22 protein-coding genes and 3 pseudogenes are annotated in these 25,272 nt (G+C 70.1%); 16 read left to right on the forward strand and 9 right to left on the reverse strand.

Features of this window, described 5'->3' with window-relative positions; all coding sequences use genetic code 11:
• The first annotated feature begins 61 nt into the window (after nt 1-61).
• The 3 genes and pseudogenes from ET445_RS00420 (at nt 62) to ET445_RS00430 (ending at nt 8,067) form a co-directional block, all read left to right on the forward strand.
• Nucleotides 62-2,331: pseudogene (locus ET445_RS00420) on the forward strand (FAD-dependent oxidoreductase).
• Between the two features lie 21 nt (nt 2,332-2,352).
• Nucleotides 2,353-2,982: a TetR/AcrR family transcriptional regulator gene (locus ET445_RS00425; RefSeq protein ID WP_129187832.1), complete on the forward strand. Its 630-nt coding sequence runs from the start codon at nt 2,353-2,355 to the stop codon at nt 2,980-2,982.
• Between the two features lie 177 nt (nt 2,983-3,159).
• The gene (locus ET445_RS00430; protein ID WP_129187833.1) at nt 3,160-8,067 is read left to right on the forward strand and encodes a glycoside hydrolase family 2 TIM barrel-domain containing protein; all 4,908 of its coding nucleotides are present in this window, start codon (nt 3,160-3,162) and stop codon (nt 8,065-8,067) included.
• 60 nt (nt 8,068-8,127) lie between these two features.
• Here the strand turns inward: ET445_RS00430 and ET445_RS00435 are convergent, their stop codons facing one another.
• The gene (locus ET445_RS00435) at nt 8,128-10,689 is read right to left on the reverse strand and encodes an ATP-dependent Clp protease ATP-binding subunit (protein ID WP_129187835.1); all 2,562 of its coding nucleotides are present in this window, start codon (nt 10,687-10,689) and stop codon (nt 8,128-8,130) included.
• Between the two features lie 154 nt (nt 10,690-10,843).
• Here ET445_RS00435 and ET445_RS00440 point away from each other — a divergent pair, with 154 nt between their 5' ends.
• Together ET445_RS00440 and ET445_RS00445 are read left to right on the forward strand one after the other, a co-directional pair.
• Nucleotides 10,844-11,083 (forward strand): type II toxin-antitoxin system Phd/YefM family antitoxin, encoded by a 240-nt coding sequence (locus tag ET445_RS00440; RefSeq protein WP_129187836.1) that lies wholly within the window; start codon nt 10,844-10,846, stop codon nt 11,081-11,083.
• On the forward strand, nt 11,080-11,499 hold the full coding sequence (locus ET445_RS00445; RefSeq protein WP_129187837.1) for a type II toxin-antitoxin system VapC family toxin: 420 nt from the start codon (nt 11,080-11,082) through the stop codon (nt 11,497-11,499). Before ET445_RS00440 ends, ET445_RS00445 begins: the two co-directional genes overlap by 4 nt.
• 8 nt (nt 11,500-11,507) lie before the next feature.
• On the opposite strand, the gene ET445_RS00450 is transcribed toward ET445_RS00445, so the two are convergent.
• Nucleotides 11,508-12,794 carry an HNH endonuclease gene (locus tag ET445_RS00450; RefSeq protein WP_129187838.1) on the reverse strand — a complete coding sequence of 429 codons (1,287 nt, stop codon included), beginning with the start codon at nt 12,792-12,794 and terminating at the stop codon, nt 11,508-11,510.
• A 174-nt stretch (nt 12,795-12,968) separates the two neighbouring features.
• Between ET445_RS00450 and ET445_RS00455 the strand changes: the two genes are divergently transcribed.
• Nucleotides 12,969-13,442: a VOC family protein gene (locus ET445_RS00455; protein WP_129187839.1), complete on the forward strand. Its 474-nt coding sequence runs from the start codon at nt 12,969-12,971 to the stop codon at nt 13,440-13,442.
• On the opposite strand, the gene ET445_RS00460 is transcribed toward ET445_RS00455, so the two are convergent.
• Nucleotides 13,378-14,289, reverse strand: coding sequence for a hypothetical protein (locus ET445_RS00460; protein WP_129187840.1), 912 nt, complete (start codon nt 14,287-14,289; stop codon nt 13,378-13,380). The genes ET445_RS00455 and ET445_RS00460 overlap by 65 nt on opposite strands.
• Before the next feature lie 75 nt (nt 14,290-14,364).
• Here ET445_RS00460 and ET445_RS00465 point away from each other — a divergent pair, with 75 nt between their 5' ends.
• Complete coding sequence (locus ET445_RS00465; protein WP_129187841.1) at nt 14,365-14,697, forward strand: DUF805 domain-containing protein; 333 nt, start codon at nt 14,365-14,367, stop codon at nt 14,695-14,697.
• A gap of 233 nt (nt 14,698-14,930) precedes the next feature.
• Entirely contained in the window at nt 14,931-16,157 is a 1,227-nt protein-coding gene (locus tag ET445_RS00470; protein WP_129187843.1) for a nuclease-related domain-containing protein, read from the forward strand.
• A gap of 24 nt (nt 16,158-16,181) precedes the next feature.
• Here the strand turns inward: ET445_RS00470 and ET445_RS00475 are convergent, their stop codons facing one another.
• The gene (locus ET445_RS00475) at nt 16,182-17,018 is read right to left on the reverse strand and encodes a LysR family transcriptional regulator (protein ID WP_243695440.1); all 837 of its coding nucleotides are present in this window, start codon (nt 17,016-17,018) and stop codon (nt 16,182-16,184) included.
• Nucleotides 16,952-17,125: a hypothetical protein gene (locus ET445_RS17690; RefSeq protein WP_243695267.1), complete on the reverse strand. Its 174-nt coding sequence runs from the start codon at nt 17,123-17,125 to the stop codon at nt 16,952-16,954. The genes ET445_RS00475 and ET445_RS17690 overlap by 67 nt, the downstream gene beginning before the upstream one ends.
• 87 nt (nt 17,126-17,212) lie before the next feature.
• Here ET445_RS17690 and ET445_RS00480 point away from each other — a divergent pair.
• Nucleotides 17,213-17,989, forward strand: a pseudogene (locus tag ET445_RS00480) (EamA family transporter); the annotation flags it as partial.
• 183 nt (nt 17,990-18,172) lie between these two features.
• Here ET445_RS00480 and ET445_RS18375 read toward each other — a convergent pair.
• Nucleotides 18,173-18,589: pseudogene (locus ET445_RS18375) on the reverse strand (metallopeptidase family protein); the annotation flags it as partial.
• Here ET445_RS18375 and ET445_RS00490 point away from each other — a divergent pair.
• Nucleotides 18,498-19,646 (forward strand): phospholipase, encoded by a 1,149-nt coding sequence (locus ET445_RS00490; protein ID WP_129187844.1) that lies wholly within the window; start codon nt 18,498-18,500, stop codon nt 19,644-19,646. The pseudogene ET445_RS18375 and the gene ET445_RS00490 sit on opposite strands and share 92 nt — an antisense overlap.
• 23 nt (nt 19,647-19,669) lie before the next feature.
• On the opposite strand, the gene ET445_RS00495 is transcribed toward ET445_RS00490, so the two are convergent.
• The 3 genes from ET445_RS00495 to ET445_RS00505 are packed head-to-tail and all read right to left on the reverse strand — an operon-like array spanning nt 19,670 to nt 22,174.
• The gene (locus ET445_RS00495) at nt 19,670-20,557 is read right to left on the reverse strand and encodes an RNA polymerase sigma-70 factor (protein WP_129187845.1); all 888 of its coding nucleotides are present in this window, start codon (nt 20,555-20,557) and stop codon (nt 19,670-19,672) included.
• Entirely contained in the window at nt 20,554-21,276 is a 723-nt protein-coding gene (locus ET445_RS00500) for a carboxymuconolactone decarboxylase family protein (RefSeq protein WP_243695268.1), read from the reverse strand. The genes ET445_RS00495 and ET445_RS00500 overlap by 4 nt, the downstream gene beginning before the upstream one ends.
• 13 nt (nt 21,277-21,289) lie before the next feature.
• Nucleotides 21,290-22,174, reverse strand: coding sequence for an aldo/keto reductase (locus ET445_RS00505; protein ID WP_208008486.1), 885 nt, complete (start codon nt 22,172-22,174; stop codon nt 21,290-21,292).
• 75 nt (nt 22,175-22,249) lie between these two features.
• Here ET445_RS00505 and ET445_RS00510 point away from each other — a divergent pair, with 75 nt between their 5' ends.
• The 6 genes from ET445_RS00510 (at nt 22,250) to ET445_RS00535 (ending at nt 25,251) form a co-directional block, all read left to right on the forward strand.
• Complete coding sequence (locus tag ET445_RS00510; protein ID WP_129187848.1) at nt 22,250-22,825, forward strand: helix-turn-helix domain-containing protein; 576 nt, start codon at nt 22,250-22,252, stop codon at nt 22,823-22,825.
• Nucleotides 22,822-23,241 (forward strand): hypothetical protein, encoded by a 420-nt coding sequence (locus ET445_RS00515; RefSeq protein WP_129187850.1) that lies wholly within the window; start codon nt 22,822-22,824, stop codon nt 23,239-23,241. The genes ET445_RS00510 and ET445_RS00515 overlap by 4 nt, the downstream gene beginning before the upstream one ends.
• A 163-nt stretch (nt 23,242-23,404) precedes the next feature.
• Nucleotides 23,405-23,626 (forward strand): hypothetical protein, encoded by a 222-nt coding sequence (locus tag ET445_RS00520; RefSeq protein WP_129187852.1) that lies wholly within the window; start codon nt 23,405-23,407, stop codon nt 23,624-23,626.
• A gap of 38 nt (nt 23,627-23,664) precedes the next feature.
• A complete protein-coding gene (locus ET445_RS00525) occupies nt 23,665-24,312 on the forward strand; it encodes a VOC family protein (protein ID WP_129187854.1) in 648 nt (215 codons plus the stop codon).
• A 42-nt stretch (nt 24,313-24,354) separates the two neighbouring features.
• Nucleotides 24,355-24,834 (forward strand): VOC family protein, encoded by a 480-nt coding sequence (locus tag ET445_RS00530; protein WP_129187856.1) that lies wholly within the window; start codon nt 24,355-24,357, stop codon nt 24,832-24,834.
• Nucleotides 24,835-24,879: 45 nt separating this feature from the next.
• Nucleotides 24,880-25,251, forward strand: a complete 372-nt coding sequence (locus tag ET445_RS00535; protein ID WP_129187858.1) for a hypothetical protein — start codon at nt 24,880-24,882, stop codon at nt 25,249-25,251.
• The last annotated feature ends 21 nt before the right edge of the window (nt 25,252-25,272 follow it).

The following is a 25,272-nucleotide window of genomic DNA, read 5'->3' on the forward strand; positions in this document are numbered from 1 at the left end:
TCCGTCCTCTACGGCCCCGCACACCCGGACACCCCTCCCACACCCCCGAACGAAGGAACCCATGCTCCACCGAGAGATCACCACCGATATCGTCGTCGTCGGCGGCGGCCTGGCCGGGGTCTCGGCCGCGATCAGCGCGGCGAGGCTCGGGCGGACGGTCGCCCTGATCGGCAACCGGCCGGTGCTCGGGGGAACTCGTCGTCCGAGGTCCGTGTCTGGGTGTGCGGGGCGACGGCGCACGGCATGCAGCGCTTCGCCCGGGAGTCGGGCGTCATCGGCGAGCTGTACGTCGAGAACCAGTACCGCAATCCCGACGGCAACCCGATCCACTGGGACGAGGTCGTCTTCGACGCCGTGCGCGCCGAGCCGAACATCAGCCTGCACCTGAACACCGACGTGCGCGCCGTCGAGGCCGACGACGCATCCTTTGAAGAGGGCGCGGGCGGCGAGCGCGTCATCCGCTCGGTGACGGGCTGGACGATGGGCTCGGAGATCGAGACCGTCTTCCGCGGCGCGTACGTCGTCGACGCGACGGGCGACGGGCTCGTGGGCGAGCTCGCGGGCGCCGACTTCCGCCTGGGGCGGGAGGCTGCGTCGGAGTTCGGCGAGGAGTGGGCGCCCGAGGTCGCCGACCGCGAGTTCCTCGGCTCGACGATCCTCTTCTACACGAAGGATGCGGGACATCCGGTGCGCTTCGTCGCGCCCGATTCGGCGAAGGACATCTCGAAGACCCCGATCCCGAAGTCGCGCATCATCCGGAGCGGCGACAAGGGCGCCCACTACTGGTGGATCGAGTGGGGCGGCGAGCTCGACATCGTCCACGACAACGAGCGCATCCGCGACGAGCTGCGCTCGGTCATCTTCGGCATCTGGGACCACATCAAGAACTCGGGCGAGTTCGACGCCGACACGCTCGACCTCGAGTGGGTGGGCACGCTGCCGGGCAAGCGCGAGTACCGGCGGTTCCTCGGCGACCACGTGCTCACCCAGCACGACATCCTCGACCAGGTCGACTTCCCCGACCAGGTCGCGTTCGGCGGCTGGTCGATCGACCTCCACCCCGTCGAGGGCATGTACGCCCAGCATGCGGGCGCGCACCAGCGGTTCTCGAACGGCATCTACGGCATCCCGTTCCGCAGCTACTACTCGCGGAACGTCGCGAACCTCCTCATGGCGGGCCGCGACATCTCGGCGTCGCACGTCGCGTTCGGCTCGTCGCGCGTCATGGCGACGTGCGCCGCGGGCGGCGAAGCCGCCGGTACGGGCGCAGCCGTCGCGCTCGAGCTCGGGGTGCGCCCGAGGGAGCTCGGCGGGGAGCGCGCGGAGCGGCTCCAGCAGACGCTCCTGCGTCAGGATGCCTCGGTGTTCGGCGTGCGGAACCGCGACCCGCTCGACCGGGCGCGCGCGGGCCGGGTGACCGCGTCGAGTGCGACCCGGTCGCTCGCGGCCGATCCGGATGCCGAGGAGTCGAGGCATCCGCTCGCCCACGACCTCGGCATCCTCGTGCCGGTCGATCCGCGACTCGACGCGCTCGACGTGCTCCTCGACGTCTCCGCCGACACGACGCTCGCGGCCTCGCTCTGGACGACGGGCAAGCGTCAGAACGCCGTGCCGATCGACCGGCGGCTGACGGTCGAGGTCGCGCTCGAGGCATCCGATGCGCCGCAGGTCGTCCGTCTGCCACTCGACTGGCGGCCGTCGGAGCCCGAGAACGTCGTCGTCGTGCTCCACGCGAACGATGCCGTCGCGGCCGTGCTCGCGCACGACACGGTGACGGGCGTGCTCGCCCTGCAACACGTGCCCGAGGCCGACGGCGACGTCAACGTCGAGTACGACCCCGGCGAGGCGCTCGTGCAGTGGCCCGCCCATCCGTTGCGCGGCTGGACGCCGCGGATCGAGGCGCATCCGCCGACGGAGGCGTACGCGCCCGAGAAGGCGGTCGGCGGCTACCAGCGGCCCTACGGCGGCCCGCAGCTGTGGGCGTCGGCGCCGGTCGGCGACGGGCACGAGTGGGTGCAGGTCGAGTGGGATGCCTCGTGGTCGCTCGGCGAGCTGCGGCTCGTCTTCGACGACGACGTCGATGTCGAGCTCAACACGCTGCACCATCACCGCTCACCGCACCTCGTGTTCCCGCAGCTCGTGCGCGACTATCGCGTCGAGGCGCGGCTCGCAGGTCGCTGGCGGGTGCTCGAAGAGGTCTCGGACAATCGCCGCCGGCATCGCATCCACCGGTTCGCACAGCCCGAGCAGGCCGACGCCGTGCGCGTGACGGTGCTCGCGACGAACGGCGACCGCCGGGTCCGGATCGTGAGCCTGCGCGCGTACGAGTAGGCGGTTGGTAGCGTTGCTGGCATGCCGAGGGTCAGCGATGCGTATCGCGCGAAGCGCCTCGACGCGCTCTACCGCGCGACGTGGGGGTCCATCGCCCGCATCGGCATCGAGCGCACGACGATCACCGACATCATCGAGTCGTCGGGCTTCAGCGCCGGCATGGTCTACAACTACTTCGCGAGCAAGGAAGACCTCGTCGACGCCGCGCACATCGAAGCCATCCGGCGGTTGCGCGGCGCGATCGAGTCGGCGACCGAGAAGCCGTCGCCCCGCCCCGACGTGCTCTTCGAGCGGCTCATCCGCGCCATCGCGACGCGCCCCGAGGCGGGCGACAACGCGATGGGCGCGCTGTGGTCGATGAACGTGAGCGAGACCGCGAGCCCGGCCGCGCGCGCCGCCCTCGACGAGATGTGGCGGTTCGCCGCCGACCGGGTCGCCGAGCATGCGCTGCGTTGGGAGCGTCCCGACGGGCGGCTCGTGGGCCGCGCCGCGGCGCGCGCCGACGCCGACCTGTTCGTCTCGGTCGTGCTCGGGTACTTCGCGCAGCAGCGGTTCCGCACCCTTACGTCGTCGACGCCGCTCGTCGACGCGCTTCGGTCGGCCGTGACGCACCGTGCGGCGCTGCGCCGACTGTGGTCGACCGGGCGCTGACCGGCGCGGGTCTCGCCTGATCGGGCCGCAGGCGTCGGCTATTCGAGTCATTCTCGGCACCTTTCATGCCCATCGTGCATCCTGACTCTGCGAATCGCATACGTTCTGCAAAATATGTTGCCGCCGTGCGCACCAGGCACTACCTTGACCGTGCCCAAACGATTCGAAGGAGATTCCGTGCGGCCACCCCTCCGGCTCCGCCTCGCAGCGGCCACCCTCTCGACCCTGCTCATCCCAGCGCTCGGCGTCACCGCGATCGGTGTCACCGCGGCGTCCGCCGAAGAGACGCCACCGGCCCCCGCCGGCCCGGGAAGCCTCTACGACGAGCCGTTCGACGACCTCGCCGGCTGGACGGCCGTCACGGGCGCCGTCACCGAGTGGACCGTCGCCGACGGCACGATCGGCATCGACACCCGCGGACAGTCGTCGGGACGGTACATCCGCCCGACCGGCCCGCTCTCCCTGCCCGACGCGTACGAATTGCGCACGAGCGTCAAGATCGACGCGATCGATGCGCAGGGCACCGTCACCCTCATGCTCGACATGCGGAACCTCACCGACTGGAAGAGCACTGGGATCAGCCCCCAGTTCTTCGGCTTCGACGCCGACGGCAACGGCAGGTTCCGCATCTCGAAGCCCATCGTCACCTCGACCGTGTGCGACGGCATCTCGCCGCTCGAACGCGGCGAGTGGACCGACCTCGTCGTCCGCCGCGCCGCGGGCATCACCGCGGTCTACGCAGACGGCGCACTCATCGGCGCCGTCGAGTCGCCCACCGCGGGCGGCACGATCGGCTTCGGCGCCTACAAGAGCGCCGCGAGCTTCGGCCCCGTCTCGATCGACCCCCTGACGGCGACGCCCGAGGGACATCCGGCCACCGCCGTCGGCTGCCCGTGGAGCCCGCCCGTCACGCCGCCCGACCCGGCGCCCGGCACGGGCGAGGTCACGGGCTCGGGCGAGTGGACGCCCGCCGCGGCGACCTCCTCCGACCGCCCCGGCCACGAGGTCACGAGCGGCGAGTCGACGATCTCGCTCGACGGCGACTGGGCGTTCACGACCGACCCCGACCGCTCGGGCGTCGCCGACGGCTTCCCGCTCGTCGCGACCTCGGTCGACGGCTGGGACACGCAATCGGTCCCCGGCAACTGGGACGTCCACGACGAGTACGGCCGCTACACGGGCGCCGCGTGGTATCGACGCACCTTCGAGTCGGGCGATCTCAGCGCCGCCGCGGGCGAGCGGGCGTGGCTGCGCTTCGGCGCCGTCTACAACGACGCCACGGTGTGGCTCAACGGCGCCCGCCTCGGCTCGCACTCGGGCGGCTACACGCCGGTCGAGTTCGACGTCACCGACCATCTCGTCGACGGCGAGAACACCCTCGTCGTCCTGGCCGACAACACGTTCCAACAGGGCGCGTGGTGGTCGTGGGGCGGCATCTCCCGCTCGGTCGAGCTGGTGAAGACCGCCGAGGTGCGCATCGACCGCCAGCAGATCGTCGCGACCCCCGACCTCGCGGCGGGCACGGCGCACATCGAGTCGACCGTCTTCGTCGAGAACGCGGGCGACGAGGCACTTACGGTCGCGCTCACTGGTCGCATCACGGATGCCGCCACCGGCGCCGTCGTCGTCGACGGCCTCGAGGCATCGGTCGAGGTGTCGGCAGGCGGCACCGCGAACGCGTCGCTCACGGCCGACCTCGCCGAAGGCTCGTTCGAGCTCTGGAGCATGGACGACCCGAACCTGTACAGGTTCGATGTCGCCCTGGATGCTCCGGCCGCGTCTCAGAGCGACCGCTTCGGCATCCGCCTCTTCGAGATCGACGGCACGTCGATGCTGCTCAACGGCGAGCCCCTGAAGCTCGCGGGCGGCAACCGAGTCTCCGACGACCCGGCGAACGGCAACGTCGAGCCGACATGGCTCGTCCGTCGCGATCTCGACCGCATGAAGGCGTCGGGCATGAACCTCTCGCGCATCATGCACTACGCGCAGTCGCCCGAGCTGCTCGACTACGCCGACGAGATCGGCATGCTCCTGATCGACGAGGTGCCGGTCTGGAACCAGGGCCGCAACCTCAAGAACGACGTCGACGAGATCAAGCTCGAGTTCCGCGAGATGGTCGAGCGCGACTTCAACCACGCGTCGGTGTTCGCCCACTCGATCGCGAACGAGATCATCTCGTACGACCAGACCGGGCGCACCTACCTGCAGACGATGGCCGACTACTCGCACGAGGTCGATCCGACACGGTTCGTGACGGCCGCGAACGACAAGATCGACGAGGCCGACAAGGTGCCGAACGCGGCGTCCGACGGTGCTCAGTACATGGACTTCGTGAGCGTCAACATGTACGACAGCTTCGCTGCGAAGGTCGACCGGGCTCACCTGCTCTACCCCGACGTGCCGATCTTCGTCACCGAGTACAGCCCCGACGGCACGAGCCACCCGATCGAGCGCGAGTTGCTCGATCACACGACGGGCGTCGGCACGGCCGCGCAGGCGTTCGAGAGCCGCGACTTCGTCTTCGGCTGGTCGCAGTGGACCTTCAACGACTACCGCAGCGACTACTCGAACTCGAGCCGCGACCTCGTGCGCGGCTGGGGCAACGTCGACGTGTGGGGCCGGCTCAAGGCGGCGTACTGGCAGTCTCAGTCGTCGAACGCGCCGGTCGCGTCGTTCACGCTCGGCGGCGTCACGTCGGGGGACGCGGGCGGGCTCGGCGTCGTGTCGATCACCCCGTCGGGCGAGGTGCCCGCGCACGGGCCGTCGGACGTGCTCCGCGGCTACCGCGTGTCGCTGCAGGCGTTCGACGCCGCCGGAGCGGTCGTCGGCGGCACGATCGTCGACCTTCCCGAGGTCGCGCCTGGCGATGCGGCGTTCGACGTGCCCGTCGCGTGGCGTTCGCAGACGGGCGCGACGCGCGTGCGCGCGACGCTGCTGTCGGCGACGGGCTACGAGGTGGCGGTCGCGGTGACGGATGTCTCGGCGCCCGCCGCTCCCCTGATCACCGAGGTCGTGGCGGCGAAGGACGCCGTGCGCGTGCGCTTCGACGACCCGGCGAACATCGGCAAGTACCGCGTGGTCGCGACCGCGCCGGGCGGTGCGCGCACGACGGTCGACACCCGCGAGTCGTTCGCCGATCTGAAGGGCCTCACGACCGGAACCGAGTATGCGATCACGGTCGCCGCGGTCGGCTCGACCGGTGCCGGAGCGATCGCCGAGGCATCCGCGACCCCGACGGGTTCGCTCGCCCTTCCGCCCAAGGCGCTGAACCTCGAGCCCGTCGACGGCGGCGTCGTGCTCGGCTACGCGAGCCAGACCGCGGGCGGCACGTTCGAGGTGCGCGCGACCGACGCGTCGTCGGGCGCCGAGGTCGCGTCGTACACGACGACGAACCGGCCGGGCACGCGCGTCGAGGGTCTCGCGGCCGGCGTCGCGGTCGACGTGCGGATCCGCGAGGTGGATGCCTCGGGCGCGGCCGTGTCCGAGTGGAGCGACGCGCTGCGCGCCACGCCGCTCGCGGCCGACACCGTCCCCGTGCTCGATGTGCGCGGCGTCATCGCCGGCTCCGACGAGGCGGGCATCGTCCTCCGCCCGTCGAACCGCACCGAGCGCTACCTCGTGACGGTGTCGGGCGAGGGCGTCGACCGCTCGTTCGCGGTCGAACGATCTGCGGTCGACCTCATCACGATCGACGGCCTCGCGCCCGACCGCGAGTACGCGGTGTCGATCGCCGCGCAGGGCGCGGGCGGCACGTCGGCGACGTGGTCGGGCAGCGTACGCACCCGCGTGCAGGCGTCGGGCGAGGCATCCGTGCCGACCGGCGTGCACGTGACGAACCGCGGCGACGACGCCTTCCTCGTGTGGGACGACTCGGGCGCCGACGGCTATCGCGTGGCGTTCACGGCGTGCGGTGAGACGACGACCGCCACGGTCTTCGGCGCCGAGTACTCGCTCGGCAAGATCGGACAGTTCGCGGGAGAGTACTCGGTCGCCGCCGTGGTCGGCTCGTCGGTGTCGGATGCCTCGGCGCCCGTCACCGCACCCGGCGAGGAGCGGTGCCCGCTCGTCGTGACGGTCGGCGACACTGTCGCGCGCGACGACGGAACGGTTCCGTTCCGCACGACGGGCACCTGGGCGAACAGCTCGCTCACCGCGCCCGGCGGCTACGCGTCGCGGTACGCGGAGGTCGCGAAGTCGCCGACCGCGTCGGCGACGTGGACGGCCCCGGTCCCCGACAGCGACGTCACCTCGCGGATCGCGGTCGTGCTGCCCGCGAACGACCTCAACACGACGACGGCGACCTACTCGGTGCACACGGCCGACGGCGAGCAGCAAGTCGTCGTCGACCAGCTCGCCCGCGGCGGCGGCTGGGTCGAGCTCGGGGACTTCGCGTTCGACGAGGCCCACCCGCCGAAGGTCGTGCTCACGGCGTCGAACGGGTTCGTCCGCGCGTCGGCGGCCCGGTTCACCGACGTGACCGTACCGGTCGCCCCGGTCGACGGCGCCGCCGCGGCGCCGGCCGTCGGCGTGCTGAGCACCGACAACGGCTGGGACACGGGGCTGCAGGACGGCGAGTTCACCGTCAGCATGAACCTGTGGTGGGGCGAGAACGCCACGTCGCTGCGGCTCTTCGAGAACGGCGAGCTCGTGTCGACCGTGCCGCTCACGCCGGCTTCGCCCGGGGCGCAGACGGCGTCGGTGCGCATCTCGGGGCTGCACAACGGGGTCTACCAGTACACGGGCGAGCTCGTGAACTCGAAGGGCGCGACGCGCGTGCAGCCCGTGACCGTGCAGGTGTCGCACGCGACGCCCGCGACGCCCGTGCTGAGCTCCGACAACTGGGACGGCGACGGCGTCTACACCGTCACCGCGAACCTGTGGTGGGGCACGAACGCCACCTCGTACCGGCTCCTCGAAGACGGCGCCGTCGTCGCCGAGGGCGCCCTGACCGCGGCGACGCCCGGCGCGCAGCAGGTCGCGGTGCCGCTCACCGGTCGCGGCCCCGGCAACCACGGGTACGTCGTCGAGTTCCGGAATGCGGCGGGCGCGACATCCAGCGCTCCCCTCACCGTCGCGGTGCGATAGCTCGGTCGACATGCAGAGGGCCCGGCTCCCTTTCGGGAGCCGGGCCTTCTGGAGAGCGGGCTAGGCCGCGAGCTTCACCTCGGCGAACGCGCGCGGCACGGATGCCACGATGAGCGCGCCGTCCGAGGCATCCACATTCACGGCCTCGCCGTCGCCCAGGTCGCCCGTGACGAACAGGTCGGCGATGCGGTCGTCGACCTCGCGCTGGATGAGCCTGCGGAGCGGGCGGGCGCCGTACTCGGGCTCGTACCCGTGCTCGCCGAGCCACGCGATCGCGGCGTCGGTGACCTCGAACCCGACCTCACGAGCCGCGAGGCGACCCTCGGTCGCACCGAGCATGAGCCGCACGATCTGCGCGATCTCACCCTGCGAGAGCTTCTGGAACAGCACGATCTCGTCGATGCGGTTCAGGAACTCGGGGCGCATGGCCTCGCGGACCTTGCCCATGACGCGAGCCTTCACGTCGTCGGCAGAGGAGAAGCCCGAGCCATCCGTCGACGCCACGAACCCGAGCGCACCCGACCTGCTCGCCAGGAACTCACTTCCCAAGTTGCTCGTCATGATGACGACCGTGTTGCGGAAGTCGACCGTGCGACCCTGACCGTCGGTCAGGCGTCCGTCGTCGAGCACCTGCAGGAGCAGGTTGAAGACGTCGGGGTGGGCCTTCTCGATCTCGTCGAACAGCACGATCGAGTATGGGTTGCGCCGCACGCGCTCTGTGAGTTGCCCGGCCTCGTCGTAGCCGACGTACCCGGGAGGGGCACCGACCAGGCGCGACACCGTGTGGCGTTCGCCGAACTCGCTCATGTCGAAGCGGATGATTGCGCCCTCGTCGTCGAACAGCCGGTCGGCGAGCGAGCGTGCGAGCTCGGTCTTGCCGACGCCGGTCGGGCCGAGGAAGAGGAACGACCCCACCGGACGCTTCGCGTCGCCCATGCCCGTGCGGTTGCGGCGCACGGCCTTCGCGACGGCGGTGACCGCGTCATCCTGGCCGATGACGCGCGCGTGCAGCTCCTGTTCGAGCGAACCGAGGCGCTCGCGCTCGGTCTCGGTGAGGCGGTTCACCGGGATGCCGGTGGCCCGCGAGATCACCGCGGCGATCTGCGCCTCGTCGATGACGGTGTCTTGCGTGCCTGCCGTCGCCCGGCCGGAGGCCGTCGCCGCGTCGAGCCGGTCCTGCACCTTCTGGATCTCGTCGCGGATGCGCGACGCCTCCTCGTAGTGCTCGGCCGTGACGGCGGCGTTCTTGTCGGCCTCGAGGGTCGCGAGCCGCTCGATGAGCTCGGAGACATCCACCTTCACTCCCAGTCGCAGGCGCAGTCGCGCGCCCGCCTGGTCGATGAGGTCGATCGCCTTGTCGGGCAGGACGCGGTCGCTGAGGTAGCGGTCGCTGAGCTCGACGGCGGCGCGCAGCGCGGCATCCGTGTACTCGACGCCGTGGTGCCGCTCGTACGCGGGCTTCAGGCCCTGCAGGATCAGCACGGCGTCCTCGATCGACGGCTCGCCGACGCGGACCGGCTGGAAGCGGCGCTCCAACGCCGGGTCCTTCTCGATCTGGCGGTACTCCTTGAGGGTCGTCGCGCCGACGAGGTGGAGCTCACCGCGCGCGAGGCGCGGCTTCAGGATGTTTCCCGCGTCCATGCCGCCGTCACCGGCGCCGCCTGCGCCGACGACCGTGTGCACCTCGTCGATGAAGACGATGAGCTCGCTCTTGTGCTCGGCGATCTCCTCCATGACCTTGGTGAGGCGCTCTTCGAAGTCGCCGCGGTAGCGGGTGCCCGCGAGCATCGCCGGCAAGTCGAGTGCGACGACGCGCTTGTTCAGCAGCGCCTCGGGCACGCTCTCCTCGACGATCGCTCGGGCCAAGCCCTCGACGATCGCGGTCTTGCCGACACCGGCCTCGCCCACGAGGACGGGGTTGTTCTTCGTGCGGCGGCTCAAGATCTCGATCGTCTGCTCGATCTCGTCGACGCGGCCGATGACCGGGTCGAGCTCGCCGTTCTCGGCAAGTACGGTGAGGTCGGTGCCGAACTTGTCGAGCATGGGGGTGGCGGATGTCTCCTGCTCACCTTGCTCGTCTTCGATGACCTCGCCTGCCGCGACGTTCTCGCGCATGCCCTGCGTCAACGCCTCGGCCGTGACGCCCGCACGTGCGAGCACCTGGCCGGCCGGGGCATCCTGACCGAGGACGAGCGCGAAGAAGAGGTGCTCGGGGTCGATGTAGGTCGATCCGGAAGAGCGCGCGACCTGGTAGCTGTGGAACAGCGCCCGGCTCGCGCTCGGGGTGATCGTGGCGGCGTTGATGTCGGCCGTCTCGGTCGCCTGCGGAAGGCGCGCCTCGGTGGCCGTGATGATGCGCTCGGGGCTCGCGCCCACGCGCTTGATCGCGTTCTGCACGCTCTCGTCGTCGACGATCACGCGCAGGATGTGCAGTGCATCGAGATCGGTCTGTCCGCGCTCGAGTGCGAATCGTCCTGCCTGCTGCAGGATGCTCTGGGTGCGCGAGGTCAGGAACCGGCTGAGGTCGATCGACCGCGCCTGCCTGGCCTGCTCACCCGCGAGGTAGCGGCTCAGGAACTCGTCGAATGAGTTCTGGCCGGCCTCGTTGAAGTCTTCGGGCACCTGGTCCTCCTGGAACTTGAGTTGGGTACGCTCAGGTTTAACGCGGAGGGGCGGGGGTATTCCCGGTTCGCGTGCTCGCATTTCAGACTTTCATGGGGAACAATGGACGTTGTGGCAATGTTGCTACATCTCAACCGAAGGAGAGGTGATCCCGATGTCCATGCTCAGCTCGCGCGAATTCAACAACGATGTCGCCGGGGCGAAGCGACGCGCAGCGCACGAGCCCGTCGTGATCACCGACCGCGGGGAGCCGGCGTTCGTGCTGATGTCGATGCAGGAGTACCGCCGACTCCGCGCCCCGAAGCAGAACATCGTCGAAGCGCTCCGCATGAGCGAAGACATCCCGTTCGAGACGCCTCGCGTCGGTATCGATCTGCGGGTGCCCGAGCTGTGAGTTGGCTGCTCGACACCAACATCATCAGCGAACTCCGCCGCCCGACCGCCGTCGCGAATCCCGGCGTCGTCGAGTGGGCGGCTTCACAAGACCCCGACTCGCTCTACCTTTCAGCCATCACGGTGCTCGAACTCGAAATCGGCGTGAGGCGCAAAGAGCGAACCGACGCGGTGCAAGGTGCGATGCTCCGGCGCTGGCTCGACGGCGACGTGCTGCCGACGTTCAGCGGTCGCATCGTTTCCGTCGACACCGCGGTCGCGGTACGCGCGGGAACACTGCACGTGCCCGACCCACGGCCAGAACGTGATGCGCTCATCGCCGCGACCGCGACGGTGCACGGCCTCACCGTCGTCACCCGCAACATCAGGGACTTCGCAGATCTCGGCGCGACTCTGCTGAACCCCTGGAGCGACTGACCACAGGGTCAGCGGATCGGCGAACTCGACAGCGGCGGCGGCGACAGCACCTCCCGCCCACTCGGCCCCCGCCACCGCACAACCCCACCCGTCTCCTGCTCCATCCGCCACCGTGTGTGGTGTTTCAACCGGTGATGCGACCGGCACAGATGCGCAAGGTTGTCGTGCCGCGTCTCACCGCCGCGGGCCCAGTCGACGGTGTGGTCGATGTCGCTCTCGCGGGCGCGACGGCCGCAGCCCGGGAAGCGGCAGCCGCCGTCGCGCACGGCGAGGTAGCCCGCGAGGTCGGCGGGAACGCGGTAAGTCGTGCGGCCGTACGATAAGAACGCGCCGGTCTCGGGGTGGGTCAGGATTCGCGTGAACGAGGGCGCGTCGGCCGCGAGGCGGCGGGCCGTGTCGGCGTCGATCGGGCCGTAGCCGTCGAGGTCGGCCGGCTCTTCGGAGAGACCCATGAGCGTGAAGACGGGCACGGTGACGAGCACTCGCGGCTTCACGAGGCCGGGCTGCGTGACGGCGGCGAACTCGCCTTCGGCGAGCGCGCCCGCGAGGAGCAGGTTGGCGGCGATGTCGGCGCACCGCTGCGCACGCGTACGGGTGTCGACCGGCGACGATGAAGCATCAGCAGCGTCAGCTGCGAGCGCATCGAGCCGATCCTTGATCGCGTACGCGCGCTCGGCGCGCATGAAGACGCTCAGCCACGCCATGCCGTCGCGCGCGGGCTCGACGCACACGCGCCGGTCGCGCTCGGCGGCGGCACGGCGCTCTTCGAGCGGCACGGGCTCGAACCGCTCACGGAAGCGGCGGAGCGCTCGGCGAAGAGCAGGGGGAGTCTGCCGCGGGGCGCGCTCGATCGCCTCGGCTTCGAGTCGCGCCGAAAGCGCAGCGGATGCCCCGGAGGTCGCCTCGATGACGGCCTGCACGTGTGCGAGGCCGAGGTCTCCGCGCGCGAAGGCGGCGGATGTCTCGGGCAGACGCTCGAGGCACACGGCATCGCCGAGCATGCCCGACGCCCGCACCTCGGGCACGACGAGCGCGGTCGCGAGCTCGGCGATGAACGAGCGCGTCGCGAACTCACGGTCGGTCGACGTGCTGCCGTCATGCACGCCCTCGAGCAGCGCGGCGGTCTCGCGGGCGCGGCGCACGAGCCGCAGTTGCTCGGCCTGCGCGATGCGGATGCTGCGTTCGAGCTCGACGATCGCGTCGAGGTCGGTGGAAAGGTCGAGTTCGAGCAGCTCAGACGGCGACACCGCGCGCGCAGGCAGCCCCACCGAGGCATCCGCAATCACCGCTGTCATACCTTGATTCCACCATGACCCACTGACATTCGAGGCATCCGGAAATCTCGCCTGACCAGCGCTTCCTCCTGTGGATAACTCCGCCCGACGTCAACCTTGTGGAGGACCGATCGCGGCCCCGGTTCGAGCAACCGGCACCCCCGGCATCCGCACACGGGCGCTACCCTCGCGAGTATGACCGTCATCCGCCTCGACAACGTCGCCATCGTCGTCGAAGACCTCGACGCGGCGATCGCCTTCTTCACCGACCTCGGGCTCGAGTTCGAGGACCGCGCGCAGATCGAGGGCGAGTTCGCCGACCGCACGGTCGGGCTCGACGGCGTACGCAGCGAGATCGCCATGCTGCGCACGCCAGACGGCCACGGCCGGCTCGAGCTCACGACGTACGCGCACCCCGAAGCATCCTTCTCCGAACCGCGCACCCCGCCGCCGAACACGCTCGGGCTGCACCGGCTCATGTTCGCCGTCGACGACATCGACGCGACCGTCGCGCGCCTGCGCGCGCACGGGGCCGAGGTGCTCGACGCGATCGCGCAGTACGAGGACTCCTACCGGCTGTGCTACCTGCGCGGGCCGAATGGCATCATCGTCGCCCTCGCCGAGCAGATCGGCCGCGAGGCGCCACCGGCGGCAGCCCCGTCCGCTTGAACTGCCACGTCTGCAACGCCCAGAACACGCCGAACAGCACGAGCAGCACCGTCTCGACCCAGAAGATCACCTGCGGCGGATGCGTGTGCGAGCGGGTGACGAACCAGGCGACGACGCCCGTGACGACCGCGACCGCCATGAGCGCCGCGATCGTGAGGTAGATCGGCCGGTACGACACGGACGCCCGGCCCGCGATGCTGAGCCGCATCTCGGTGCGGAACGCGTTGACGACCGCGACCACGATGAGCAAGGCGAACATCGGGATCGCGGCGGCGTAGTGGCCGTAGTCGAAAAACGACGCGCGCAGCGGCCAGGAGGCGTCGAAGCCGAACCAGAGCAGCGCGCCCGCCCAGACCCCGCACGCGACGAGGAACCCGGGGAAGGTCCACCGGTCGCCCACGCGGTTCCGCCACGCGGTCACCCCCGCGAACACCAGGCCGACGACCGCGAGCACGAGCAGGGCCCACATGTTGTTCACGATGCCGGGCAGGAGTTCATCGGGAATCGATTTCCCCGGGGCATCCGGATTCACAAGAGGCGTCGGCACGAACGCGACGACGGGCGCGAGGAGACCCGCGAGGTTGAGCGCGGCATCCTCGACGCCCGGCCGCCCCATGAGCGCGACGAGCACGAAGCCCATCCCGACGAGGGCACCGACGAACGCGCTGCGCGCCGGCGTGTAGTAATAGGCGCTGATCGACGGGCGCAGCACGCCCGAGTGGATGATCTCGATGACGACGGCCGCGAAGACGAGCAGCACCGCGGCGATGAGCGACACGCGCAGGTAGACATAGGTTCGGATGACTCGAGGGTCGATGCCGCTCGGATCCGCTTCGCTTGTGAGCATGATCCGACCCCCTGTCGACGGCGGTGTTCGACCCCATTATCGGGGCCGCGGACCCGCGAGCCCTACACTGACGGCATGTCATTCGGCACCGCGATCCAGACCGTACTCCGCAAGTACGCCGAGTTCGAGGGCCGCGCCGGGCGCCCCGAATTCTGGTGGTGGATCCTCTTTTCCGCCCTCGTAGGCAGCGCCCTCAGCGTGTTCAACGTCATCCCGATCGGCGACGCGTCGGTCGGCGCGATCTTCTCGGGCCTCTGGGGCGTCGCCGTGCTGCTCCCGACGCTCGCGGTGCTCGTCCGCCGTCTGCGCGACGCGGGCTACGGATGGGGCCACGCCTTCTGGCTCCTCGTGCCGATCGCGGGCCTCATCGTGCTCGCGATCATGTGCTCGCAGCCGACGAAGCCCTGAACCGGAGCCGCCTCTCCCCCGTGGATTGGGGGCATCGACGATCGGGCCTCGCTCAGTAGCGTGAGCGCGTGCCAATCGGGTTCACGGTCGATGCCGACGGGTCGGTCTCAGCCCATCGCGCGCCGCCAGCGCCGCCGCGCGGTTGGTATCGAGATCCGGATGACTCGTCACATTGGCGTTTCTGGACGGGCACCGCGTGGACACCGTTCCTGCACCCTCGCGATGAGCGTCAAATGCTCGACTACCTCCCGGAAGGCGGAGACGAATCCGCGCACCTACTGCCCCGAGACATCCGTTCTAATGACCTCCGTGCGCGCATTCCGGCCCAGTCGCTCATCGAGAAGCTCGTCGAACTGGAACACCGCGGCGAACGCGGCGAACAGGAATCGTGGCACCGCGGAGCCGTCGGCGAGCGCTACGTCGCCGACCTCCTGAAGGGCCTCGGGCCGGAATGGACCGTCCTCCACTCGGTGCCGGTCGGCAAGGACGGCAGCGACATCGACCACGTGCTCATCGGCCCACCTGGCGTCTTCACGATCAACACAAAGCATCACCCGGGCAAGAGCGTGTGGGTCGCCGGGAGGGCCCTTCGGGTCGACAACCAGCCGAAACACTACCTGACGCACGCGATCCACGAGGCCGATCGCGCACAACGGCTCCTCTCGAAGGCGACGGGGTTCACCGTGGAAGTCGTCGGGATCATCGTCATCGTCAGCGCGACTCTCACGATCCGCGAACGGCCGCACAGCGACGGCGCGCAGATCGGCGTGGTTCGGGCAGCGGACCTCCTCAGCACCGTGCAGGTGCCGCGCGGGTACAACGACGAGCAGGTCGCGAAGATCGTCGATGCGGCCATTCGGCCGGAGACGTGGTCGCCGGTGAAACCGCGTGCGGTTTCCGATCCCGCCGCGCTGCTCGCGCAGTTCGCGGCGATCGATGCGCGGATGCGTACGAGGACGCGGATGCCTCGTCCCGCAACGAATGCCCCTCGCCCACGCCCATCCACGCCGGGTCCGTCGACGCGGGACAGTTGCTTGGGTGCGTTCGTCAAGTTCCTGGGGATCCTCGCGCTGATCGCGGCAGCGCTCTGGGCCCTGACGATCGGGTTGCCGATGCTCTTGAGCGCGGCCGCGACATCCGCTCAAACGCAGCAGGGCGAGCGCGCCGAAGAGGCGCGGCAGGCCGAGTTCACCGCACTCGCCCAGGCTGCGGGTACGGCGGCAATCGCACTCGATGCGAACAGCCCGGGCGGCGTACGCCCGACGAAACTGAAGATCACCCCGCTCGGTTCTCGACTCGTGATAGCCGATACCGAGGTCTTCCTCGCCGATCTCCCCGCCGGCACGACGGGCGACTACACGACGACACCCGACGGCCTCTCGTACACGCTGACTCTCGTCGGCCCGAAGTACGGCACGACTGTGACGGTCTCCCCCGAAACCGGTGTCGTCGCGGGCTGAGCCCACCGCTGCACACAGATCACCTCAGCCGAGCCCCTCCGCCCCCACCCGCACCGCATCGAGCACCGCCTGCAACGCGGGCGAGTCCGCCTGACTGCGCCGGTGCACCGCCGACACGCCGCGGGTCGACACGGGGTCGACGGTCGGCAGAGCGACCAAGTCGTCGTGCAGTGGCGGCCGCCCGAGCCTGGGCACGAGCGCCACGCCGAGGCCGGCGCGCACGAGTTCGAGGTGGTTCTCGAACTCCATCGATTCGTGCACGATCCGCGGCGCGTTCGAGACGCCGTCGAACAGGCGCCGCAGCCATTGCCGGCAGATCGTGGAGTCGAACGTCGCGATCCAGTCCTCATGGGCGAGGTCGATCGGCGCGAGCTCAGTGCGTCCCGCAAGCGGGTGGTCGCGCCGCAGGATGACGTCGGCGACGTCGGTGAAGAGCGGCGTCTCGACGAGGTGGTCGGGCATCGCGAGCGCGACGCCGCCCCAGCGGTGCACGATGCCGAGATCGCGTTGGCCGGATGCCACGAGCGCGACGGTCTCCCACGGCTCGCTCTCGCGGAGCGGCACCGTGAGCCCCGGATGCTCCGCCCGCAACCGCGGGAGCACGTCGATGAGGAGGCCCCGCACCGACGTCGAGAACGCGCCGATGCGCACTTCGCCGGTGACGCGGCGTGCGCGGCCGTCGGCGCCGGCGTCGCCGTCAGCCCGACCTCCCGCGAGGTGCAGATCGGCCTCGATCCGTTCGAGGTCGGCGAGCACGGTCGCCGACGAGGTCACGAGCTGTCGCGCGGCATCCGTCAGCACGACCCCGCGACCGGCGCGCTCGAGCAGCGCGACGCGCGTGTCGCGCTCGAGCCGCTTGATCTGCTGCGAGACGGCCGAGGGGTGAATCCGAGCGCGTCGGCGGCCGCCGCGACGCTCCCGTTCGTCGCGACGGCTCGCAGGGCGACGACGGCTTCGAGATCGATCATGCAGAGATGCTACCGATTCAGAGGTAGAAACATTCGCTGGTGTTTCCGGATGTCCCGGGGTCGACTGGATCCATGACGAGACGCGACATGCTGCTGGCCGCTGCCGTGGCGACCCTCTGGGGATTCAACTTCGTGGTTATCGACTGGGGCATGGAGGGCATCCCGCCGCTCTTCTTCGTCGCCGTGCGCTTCGCGGTCGTCGCGCTCGCCGCGCTCGTCGTCCCCCGGCCCGTCGCGAGCTGGAAGACGGTCGTCGGCGTCGGCCTCTTCATGTGCCTCGGGCAGTTCGGCCTGCTCTACACGTCGATCGCGCTCGGCCTGCAGCCCGGCATCGCGGCTCTCCTCCTGCAGGCCCAGGTCGTGCTGACGATCCTCGTCGCGGCGCTCGCGCTCCGTGAGCGCCCGACGAGACTGCAACTCGTCGGCGTCGGCGTCGGCACCGTCGGCCTCGGGATCGTCGCACTCGGCCGCGGCGGCGACGCCCCCGCGCTCACGGTCGTGCTCTGCCTCGTCGCCGCGCTGTCGTGGGCGATCGGCAACGTCATCTCGCGCTGGGCCGGAGTCGTCGCCCCCGCGAAGCCGCTCGGCGCGCTGTCGCTCACGGTCTGGTCGGCACTCGTCGTGCCGATCCCTGCGCTTGGACTCTCGGCTGCGCTCGAGGGGCCCGACGCGATCGCCGCGGGCATCGCCGCGTTCGGCTGGCGCCCGATCCTCTCGACGCTCTACACCGCGGGCCTCTGCACCCTCATCGGCTACGCGATCTTCAACGCGCTCCTCGCGCGCAACCCCTCGGCGTCGGTCGTCCCATGGGTGCTCCTCGCACCCGTCGTCGCGATGGCGTCGGCGGCGCTGCTCCTCGGTCAAGTCCCGAACGCGTGGGAGACGGTCGGCGGGCTCGTGCTCGTCGCCGGCGTGTTCGTCGCGAACGCCCCGATGCGACAGCGAGACATCCGCCCCGCGCGAAGCGCGCCTACGCCCACCCCAACTCCCCAGCCGCCGATCGTCGAGCCCGAAGTAGTGCCCGATCTCGTGCACGAGCGTGATGCGCACGCGTGCGCGGAGCGCGTCGAGGTCGGCGCTGTGCTCCTGCATGGTGTTCTTGAAGAGGGTGATGCGGTCGGGCAGCTCGCCGTAGCCGTAGACGCCGCGGGTCTTGAGCGGCCGCCCCGTGTAGAGGCCGTAGAGGCGCGGCCACTCCCCCGGCGGCTGGTTCGCGGTGAGGATGGCGACGTTCTCGAGCCCCCGCACCATGTCGTCGGGCAGCGCATCGAACACCTCGCCCACCATGCGTTCGAAGTCCTCGTCGGAGATCTCGACCATCTTCCGATTCTGCGCCCTTTCGAGACGAGCGTGCCCTCGATACCGTGTCCCCGTGAACAGCGCAGAGCACGTCGAAGTCGGCGATTCGATCGAGATCGCCCTCCCCGACGGCACTCGCGTCTCGGCCGCTTCGACGCCGATCATCGAGGTCGGCGGCGTGCCGCTCACCTACGGCGAGATCGTCGCGCTCGGCGGCGACTTCTACGGCAGCGCGACGCCGATCTCCGACCTCGGCAGCGCCGACGTGCGGGCCGCCCGCTTCGCGGACGCGTTCGGCCAGCTCGAAACCGAGCGAGCCGAACCGCTCACGCGCATCCGCGACATCCTGCGCCTCGAACAGCGCGCGATCGCCGACGCGCGCGCCGCGACGCCGCCGCACGAGCCGTCGACGGCGTACGCGGCGCTCGGCGACTCGCTCTCGCTCCAGTGGTCGGAGGTCGCCGACAAGCAAGGCCCGAGCTACGGCGAGTTGCTCTATGGAAACCTCGACCACTTCGGCGACGACGCGCGTACCGCGTATCGGGTCGGGCATCGGGCTGCGGTCGAGGCGGCGAGCGCCGCCACCGAGACATCCGCGCTGCTTCGCGCCTACGCGATGAACGCGTTCGCCGACCACTTCCTCACCGACCTCTTCGCGGCGGGCCACGTGCGCACGCCGCGGCGCGCGCTCGCCGAGCTGCCGGGCGCGCCGATCCCGGCCTCCGGCCTCCTCGCGCTCGTCATGCACGACGAGGACAACCGGCTCGGCCTCGACGTGACGAACGCGCGCGGCGACCGCTGGACGGCCTACGGCGACGCCCAGGAGCTCGACGCGCGCAGCGCGCGCAATCGCGAGTCGGCGATCGAGGCGGTGCAGGCGTCGGTCGACGACGTCTTCCGCGCGTTCCAGCAGGGGCGGGCGGATGCCTCTGATGCACCGGATGCCTCGGAGCCGGCCGCGCTCGCGCTCGCTCCCGTCGCCGACGCCGACGCCGAAGCGCCCGGCCGCAACCACGCGCCGCTGTTCCGCGTCGAGGCCGACCGCGCCGTCTTGCGCCGGGGCGGCGTCGCCGGGAACTGGCCCGACCAGGGCGACTGGTCGTTCACGACCGACTGGGCGCTCCTCCCGATGGTCGAGACGATCCTCCGCGGCATGGTCGCGGACGGCGCGCAGGCCAACTTCGCGCATGCGATCGCCGCGGATCTCGGGATCACCCCGTAGGGTCGTGCTCCCGCGACGACGCGTCACCGCGCGAGCGCGGCCTCGGCATCCATCCGCGACAGCTTCTCGGGGTTCGCGATCGCGTAGATGCGCGTGACGCGGCCGCCTTCGATGACGAGACTGATCGCACTCGCCAACTGCCCCGCGACCTCGGCGCGCATGCCAGGGCCGCCGTTGACCCACGCGGGTCGCGCCTCGAACGGCAGGTCGAGCTTCGCCAGACTCCCCACGAGGAACCGAGCGATGCGGTCCGCCCCGACGACGGGCCGGAGCGCCGCGCGCTGCACCATCCCGCCGCCGTCCGACACCGCGACCACGTCGGGAGCGAGGACATCCATGAGGCCCTGCACATCGCCCGAGTTGACCGCCGCCGCGAACCGCGCGACGACCTCCTCCTGCTCGGCACGGCCGACGCTCACGCGCGGGCGCCGCGCCTCGACATGGGAACGCGCTCGATGCGCGATCTGCCGCACGGCGGCGGGCGTGCGCCCCGTCGCGAGCGCGATCTCGTCGTACGGCACGTCGAACACCTCGCGCAGCACGAACACCGCCCGCTCGACCGGGCCGAGCGTTTCAAGCACCGTCAGCATCGCGATCGACACGCTCTCGGCGAGCTCGACGTCGTCCGCGACATCCGGACTCGTGAGCAACGGCTCGGGCAGCCATTCGCCGACATACGACTCCCGCCGACGCGCGAGCGTGCGCACCTGGTTGAGCGCCTGCCGTGTGACGACCTGCACGAGATACGCGCGGGCGTCGCGCACTCCGGCGCGGTCGACGGCCGACCAGCGCAGCCAGGACTCCTGCAGCACGTCCTCGGCGTCGGCCGCCGAGCCGAGCAGCTCGTACGCGACCGTGAAGAGCAGCCCGCGGTGCACGAGGAACGGGTCGACGCCCGGTTCGTCGCTCATGCCGCCGAGCCGAGTTCCGCCGAGCCGCGTTCCACCGGGCCGCGTTCCGCCGGGTCGACGTCCGCCTCTCGCACCGCGAGCGGCGCGAGCCCGCATTCCGCCGCGAACTCCGAGGACCGGATGCCGAGCGCGACGTTCATCCGCGCGGTCAGGTTCATGAACCCCACGCGACCCGCGAGCTCGACGAGCGCGGCCGGCCCGAGCGCATCGAGGAGTCTCGCCGAGAGCTCGTCGGTCACCGCCGGCGGCGTCGCACTCATGGCCTCGGCGTAGGCCATGACGTCGCGTTCGAGCGGGGAGAACACGGATGCCTCGCGCCACCGCGGCACCTCGCGCACCTTCTCCTCGTCGAGGCCGCGGTCGTGCGCGAGGAAGTAGTGCAGATCGAGGCAGAACCCGCAGCCGATCGTCGCGGCCGCCGCCATCGCGGCGTACGAGGCGAGCTGTGGGTCGAGCTCGCCCCAGCCGTCGACCTTGCGTCCGATCGTCATCGAGTCCTTCATGACGGCCGGATGGTGCCACAGCACGCCGATCGAATCGGGCACCTTGCCGAGCATCTTGCGGGAGATGAGCTTGACCGCGGCGCCGTACAGGCCCGTCACCTCGGTCGGCGGAATGCGGGTGGTCTCCATGATGCGTCCTCCGTCGCGTTCGGCGTTCGAATGCGGTTCGAACGGTCCGTCGGCATGAAGACACCGGGCGGCGCGCAGCTGTGACATCCGCCGAACGTTGTCATGGTTCGGGGATCGCGCGCGCGAAGCCTTCGAGCGTGACGAGCCGCGGGTGCGGCCCGCGCCGCTGACCCGTCTCGAGGCCGTCGATCGCGGCGAGCTCGTCGTCGCTCAACTCGAAGTCGAACACGTCGAAGTTCTCGCGCAGCCGCTCGGGTCGCACCGACTTCGGGATCGCCTGACGCCCCTGCTGCAGATGCCACCGCAGCATGACCTGGGCGCGCGTCTTGCCGTGCGCGTCGCCGATCGCCCCGAGCACGGGGTCATCGAAGACGGTCGCGCCGCGCTTCCAGTAGGCCGTGATGCCGCCGATCGGCGACCATGCCTGGGTGATCGTGCCTGCCGCGGCATCCGCCTCTTGCACCGCGCGCTGCTGGAAGTAGGGGTGCAGCTCGATCTGATTGACCGCAGGAACGACGGATGTCTCGGCCGCGAGCTCCTCGAGATGCTGCGCCAGGAAGTTGCTCACGCCGATGGCACGCACGCGGCCGTCGGCGAGGAGCTGCTCGAGCGCTCGGTACGCGCCGACCGTGAGGTCGAACCGCGACGGCAACGGCTGGTGGAGGATCAGCAGGTCGAGCCGATCGACGCCGAGCTTGCCGACGCTCTTCTCGAACGCGTGCAGCGTCTCGTCGTAGCCGAAGTCGCTGATCCACACCTTCGTCTCGATGAAGACGTCGTCGCGGTCGAGGCCCGACCGGCGAATGCCCTCGCCGACGCCCTCCTCGTTGCGGTACGCCGCGGCCGTGTCGATGTGCCGGTACCCGATGGCGAGCGCCGTCTCGACGACGTCGGCCGTGATGTCGGGCGGGGTCTGGTACACGCCGAGCCCGAGGGCCGGCATCGTGGCGCCGTTGTTCAGAGTGAGCGCGGGAGTGGCGGTCATGTGGTTCATGGTGCTCTGGTGGTGGACAGGATCGCCAGATAGAATTCAACTGATCGAATGATTGGAGGCGATGTCATGAGCGCCGGTACCCTCATCCGCACCGCCCGCCGCAATCGGCGATTGACGCAAGACGGCCTCGGCCGACGCGCCCGATTGAGCCAGTCGCACATCTCCCTCATCGAGGGCGAGCGGCAGAATCCGTCGTTCGAGACCGTCGAGCGCGCGCTCGGCGCGGCCGGGCATCGCCTGATCGCAGTCCCGACGCTTCGAGCGGATGTCTCGACCGTCGCCGCAGAGATCCGCGGCGACCTGTCGTACGGTCGGCCCAACCTCGCCCTCCGGCGGTTCCTCCAGCTCAACGACAATCTGAGTGCCGAACACGGCGCCGTCCGGTTCGCACTCGCGATCACCGAGCCTGAGCCGACGGGGTCGAAGCAGTGGGACGCCGCGATCGGCGGACTCGTCGAATACCACCTCACCGCCGAAGGGCTTCCCCTCCCCGACTGGGCGAACGCAGACTCGCGGTTCCTCACTCGTTCGTGGGTGTTCGGCACCGGGCCGTACACCCTCGCGCCCGACCCCGATCATGTCCCCGATGCATTCGCCCGTCGTCGCGTACTCATCGACGAAGACACCCTCCGCAGCGTATGAGACGGTTCGACGATGCGACGCTCTTCGACCGCGATCGGCTGATCGAGGCCCTTCGTCTCCTCATCGCCGAACTTCGCGAATCCGGCGAGCGCGGAGGCATCCGGATCATCGGCGGCGCCGCGCTCTCGCTCCGGTACTTCGACCGCGGCGTCACCGTCGACATCGACGCACACTTCATCGGTACGCACGAGACGATCGAACGGGCATCCGCACGCGTTGCCGACGCGCAGCAGTGGACGCCCGATTGGCTCAACAACGCAGCCGTCGGCTTCATCCCCGAGTACGGCGCGACTCGCATCGCATGGCAGACGATCTTCAACGACGGCGACATCATCATCGAGGTCGCTCCCGCAGACGCACTCCTCGCCATGAAGCTCCGCGCGAATCGCCCGGGCCGAGGGCTTCTACGCCGGTGAAGCCCTCCCCGATCGGGCGATCCGGATGGTAGAGCGCATCGTGCGCGTGGGCATCCCCGAAGCACCGGCACCGCAACCGCCCATCGATCTCGGGTAAGGACCGAAGGGCGCAGTCATGAAGTTCATCGTGCTGCATCTCCTCCCGACCCGTTAGCGTGAGCCCATGACGGATGACTCTCGACGTGGCGAACCCTGGTGGTACACGACGCCGTTCTCGGGCATCGCTACCGTCACGGCGATGGCCCTCCTCATCGGGGCGATGGGGTTCAACATCGGCGAGCAGGGCCCTGGCTTCGCGAACGTCGGGATCCTCATCGCCGCCGTCGTCGTGATCGGCGCGACCATCGCGTCGATCGTCATGAGTCGACGGCGCGACGGCGCCTGAACGATCAGGATGTCACCGGCAGGTGCCACCCTTCTTCCATGAGCAAGCAAGGCTGGGCCGACTTCCTCGCGGCACGCGACCGGGCGGACTGGGTGGTGCTGCACGGCGGGGCGACTGCGGTCTTCCGCACGGCGTCGATGGCGGATGCCGCCGCCCTCGCCGCGGCGATCGTCGGCGTTCCCGGGTTCGAGTCGGCAGGCGGCCTGCTCACGATCGCGGGTGCCCGCCTGACCGTGCGCCTGACGCGCGACGTGTACGAGCTCGAGCCAGAGCATCAGGCGCTCGCGCAGGCGGTGTCGGAGGTCGGGCGCGGGCTCGGCGCATCCGCCGATCGCTCGGCCGTGCGCGAGGTGCAGTTCGCGATCGCGGCGAAGCCCGACGATGCCGATCTCGGGTTCTGGCGAGCGGCGCTCGGGTACGACGACACGGGCGCCGACTCGGGCGACACGCTCGTCGACCCGATCGGCGTCGGGTCGGCCGTGTGGATGCAGCACCTCCCGACCGAGAAAGCACTGCGCCACGCGATGCACATCGACGTCTCGCTGCCGCGCGAAGAGGCCGAGGGGCGCCTCGCGGCGGCTCTCGCGGCGGGCGGGCGTCTCGTTCATGAGTCGGACGACGTATGGATCCTCGCCGATCGCGCCGGCAACAAGGTGTGCATCTGCCCGTGGCCCGACGGCGAGTGACGCGCGTAGGGTGACCCAGAGACATCCGAACGAGGGGTACCGATGGCCGAGCTCGCCCGCATCCAACCGAGCCTGTGGTTCGACTCCGACGCACGCGAGGCGATGGAGTACTACGTGAGCGTGTTCCCGAACTCGCACATCGGGTCGATCACCGAGTACCCCGCCGACTCCGACGAGAAGCACCTGTCGGGCATGGCGGGCAAGATCCTCAACGGGCAGTTCACGTTGAACGGGGTCGACTTCGTCTGCATCGACGGCGGCCCGTACTTCACCTTCACCGAGGCGATCTCGTTCGTCGTGCTCGCGAAAGACCAGGCCGAGCTCGACGACTACTGGGCGAAGCTCTCGCATGTGCCCGAAGCCGAGCAGTGCGGCTGGTGCAAAGACCGGTTCGGCCTCAGCTGGCAGATCATCCCCGAGAACATGGGCGACCTCACGAGAACGCCCGAGCAACTGCAGGTCGTGCTCGGGCAGAAGAAGATCGTCATCGCCGAACTCGAGGCGGCGGGCGCGGGCATCTGAAATGGCGGATGCCTCGGCGCCCGCCGTCCCGATAGGCTCGCCGTCGTGGCATCCGCGATCGCGTTCGTCGTCATCCTCGCCCTGCTCGCCGTCTTCCAGCTCGCCCTCGTCTTCGGCGCGCCGCTCGGCCGTTTCGCGTGGGGCGGGCAGCATCGCGTGCTGCCTGCGAAGCTCCGCGTCGGCAGCTTCGTGTCGATCCTCGTCTACGCGGCCATCGCGCTCCTCGCGCTCGACCGGGTCGGCGCGATCGACGTCGTGCCCGACCTCGTGTCGACGGTCGGCATGTGGGTCGTGTTCGGGTACTTCGTGCTCGGCATCCTCATGAACGCGATCTCGCGCAGCAAGCCCGAGCGGTACACGATGACGCCCGTCGTGACGGTGTTGGCCGTGCTGAGCCTGCTGATCGCGCTCTCGTGAACGCGCCGCGCACCTGAGGTT

Origin of the sequence: Agromyces protaetiae (assembly GCF_004135405.1) — a bacterium.
In the GTDB taxonomy this organism is placed as follows: domain Bacteria; phylum Actinomycetota; class Actinomycetes; order Actinomycetales; family Microbacteriaceae; genus Agromyces; species Agromyces protaetiae.

Coding starts and splice junctions, on each gene's coding strand:
- ET445_RS00500 (WP_243695268.1), bottom strand. CDS start 21,276: ATGTCACAGCTGCGCGCCGCCCGGTGTCTTCATGCCGACGGACCGTTC.
- ET445_RS17690 (WP_243695267.1), bottom strand. CDS start 17,125: ATGATCGATCTCGAAGCCGTCGTCGCCCTGCGAGCCGTCGCGACGAAC.
- ET445_RS00440 (WP_129187836.1), top strand. CDS start 10,844: ATGTCCATGCTCAGCTCGCGCGAATTCAACAACGATGTCGCCGGGGCG.
- ET445_RS00515 (WP_129187850.1), top strand. CDS start 22,822: ATGAGACGGTTCGACGATGCGACGCTCTTCGACCGCGATCGGCTGATC.
- ET445_RS00520 (WP_129187852.1), top strand. CDS start 23,405: ATGACGGATGACTCTCGACGTGGCGAACCCTGGTGGTACACGACGCCG.
- ET445_RS00460 (WP_129187840.1), bottom strand. CDS start 14,289: ATGCTCACAAGCGAAGCGGATCCGAGCGGCATCGACCCTCGAGTCATC.
- ET445_RS00450 (WP_129187838.1), bottom strand. CDS start 12,794: ATGACAGCGGTGATTGCGGATGCCTCGGTGGGGCTGCCTGCGCGCGCG.
- ET445_RS00510 (WP_129187848.1), top strand. CDS start 22,250: ATGAGCGCCGGTACCCTCATCCGCACCGCCCGCCGCAATCGGCGATTG.
- ET445_RS00495 (WP_129187845.1), bottom strand. CDS start 20,557: ATGAGCGACGAACCGGGCGTCGACCCGTTCCTCGTGCACCGCGGGCTG.
- ET445_RS00455 (WP_129187839.1), top strand. CDS start 12,969: ATGACCGTCATCCGCCTCGACAACGTCGCCATCGTCGTCGAAGACCTC.
- ET445_RS00505 (WP_208008486.1), bottom strand. CDS start 22,174: ATGACCGCCACTCCCGCGCTCACTCTGAACAACGGCGCCACGATGCCG.
- ET445_RS00530 (WP_129187856.1), top strand. CDS start 24,355: ATGGCCGAGCTCGCCCGCATCCAACCGAGCCTGTGGTTCGACTCCGAC.
- ET445_RS00525 (WP_129187854.1), top strand. CDS start 23,665: ATGAGCAAGCAAGGCTGGGCCGACTTCCTCGCGGCACGCGACCGGGCG.
- ET445_RS00465 (WP_129187841.1), top strand. CDS start 14,365: ATGTCATTCGGCACCGCGATCCAGACCGTACTCCGCAAGTACGCCGAG.
- ET445_RS00470 (WP_129187843.1), top strand. CDS start 14,931: ATGCTCGACTACCTCCCGGAAGGCGGAGACGAATCCGCGCACCTACTG.
- ET445_RS00425 (WP_129187832.1), top strand. CDS start 2,353: ATGCCGAGGGTCAGCGATGCGTATCGCGCGAAGCGCCTCGACGCGCTC.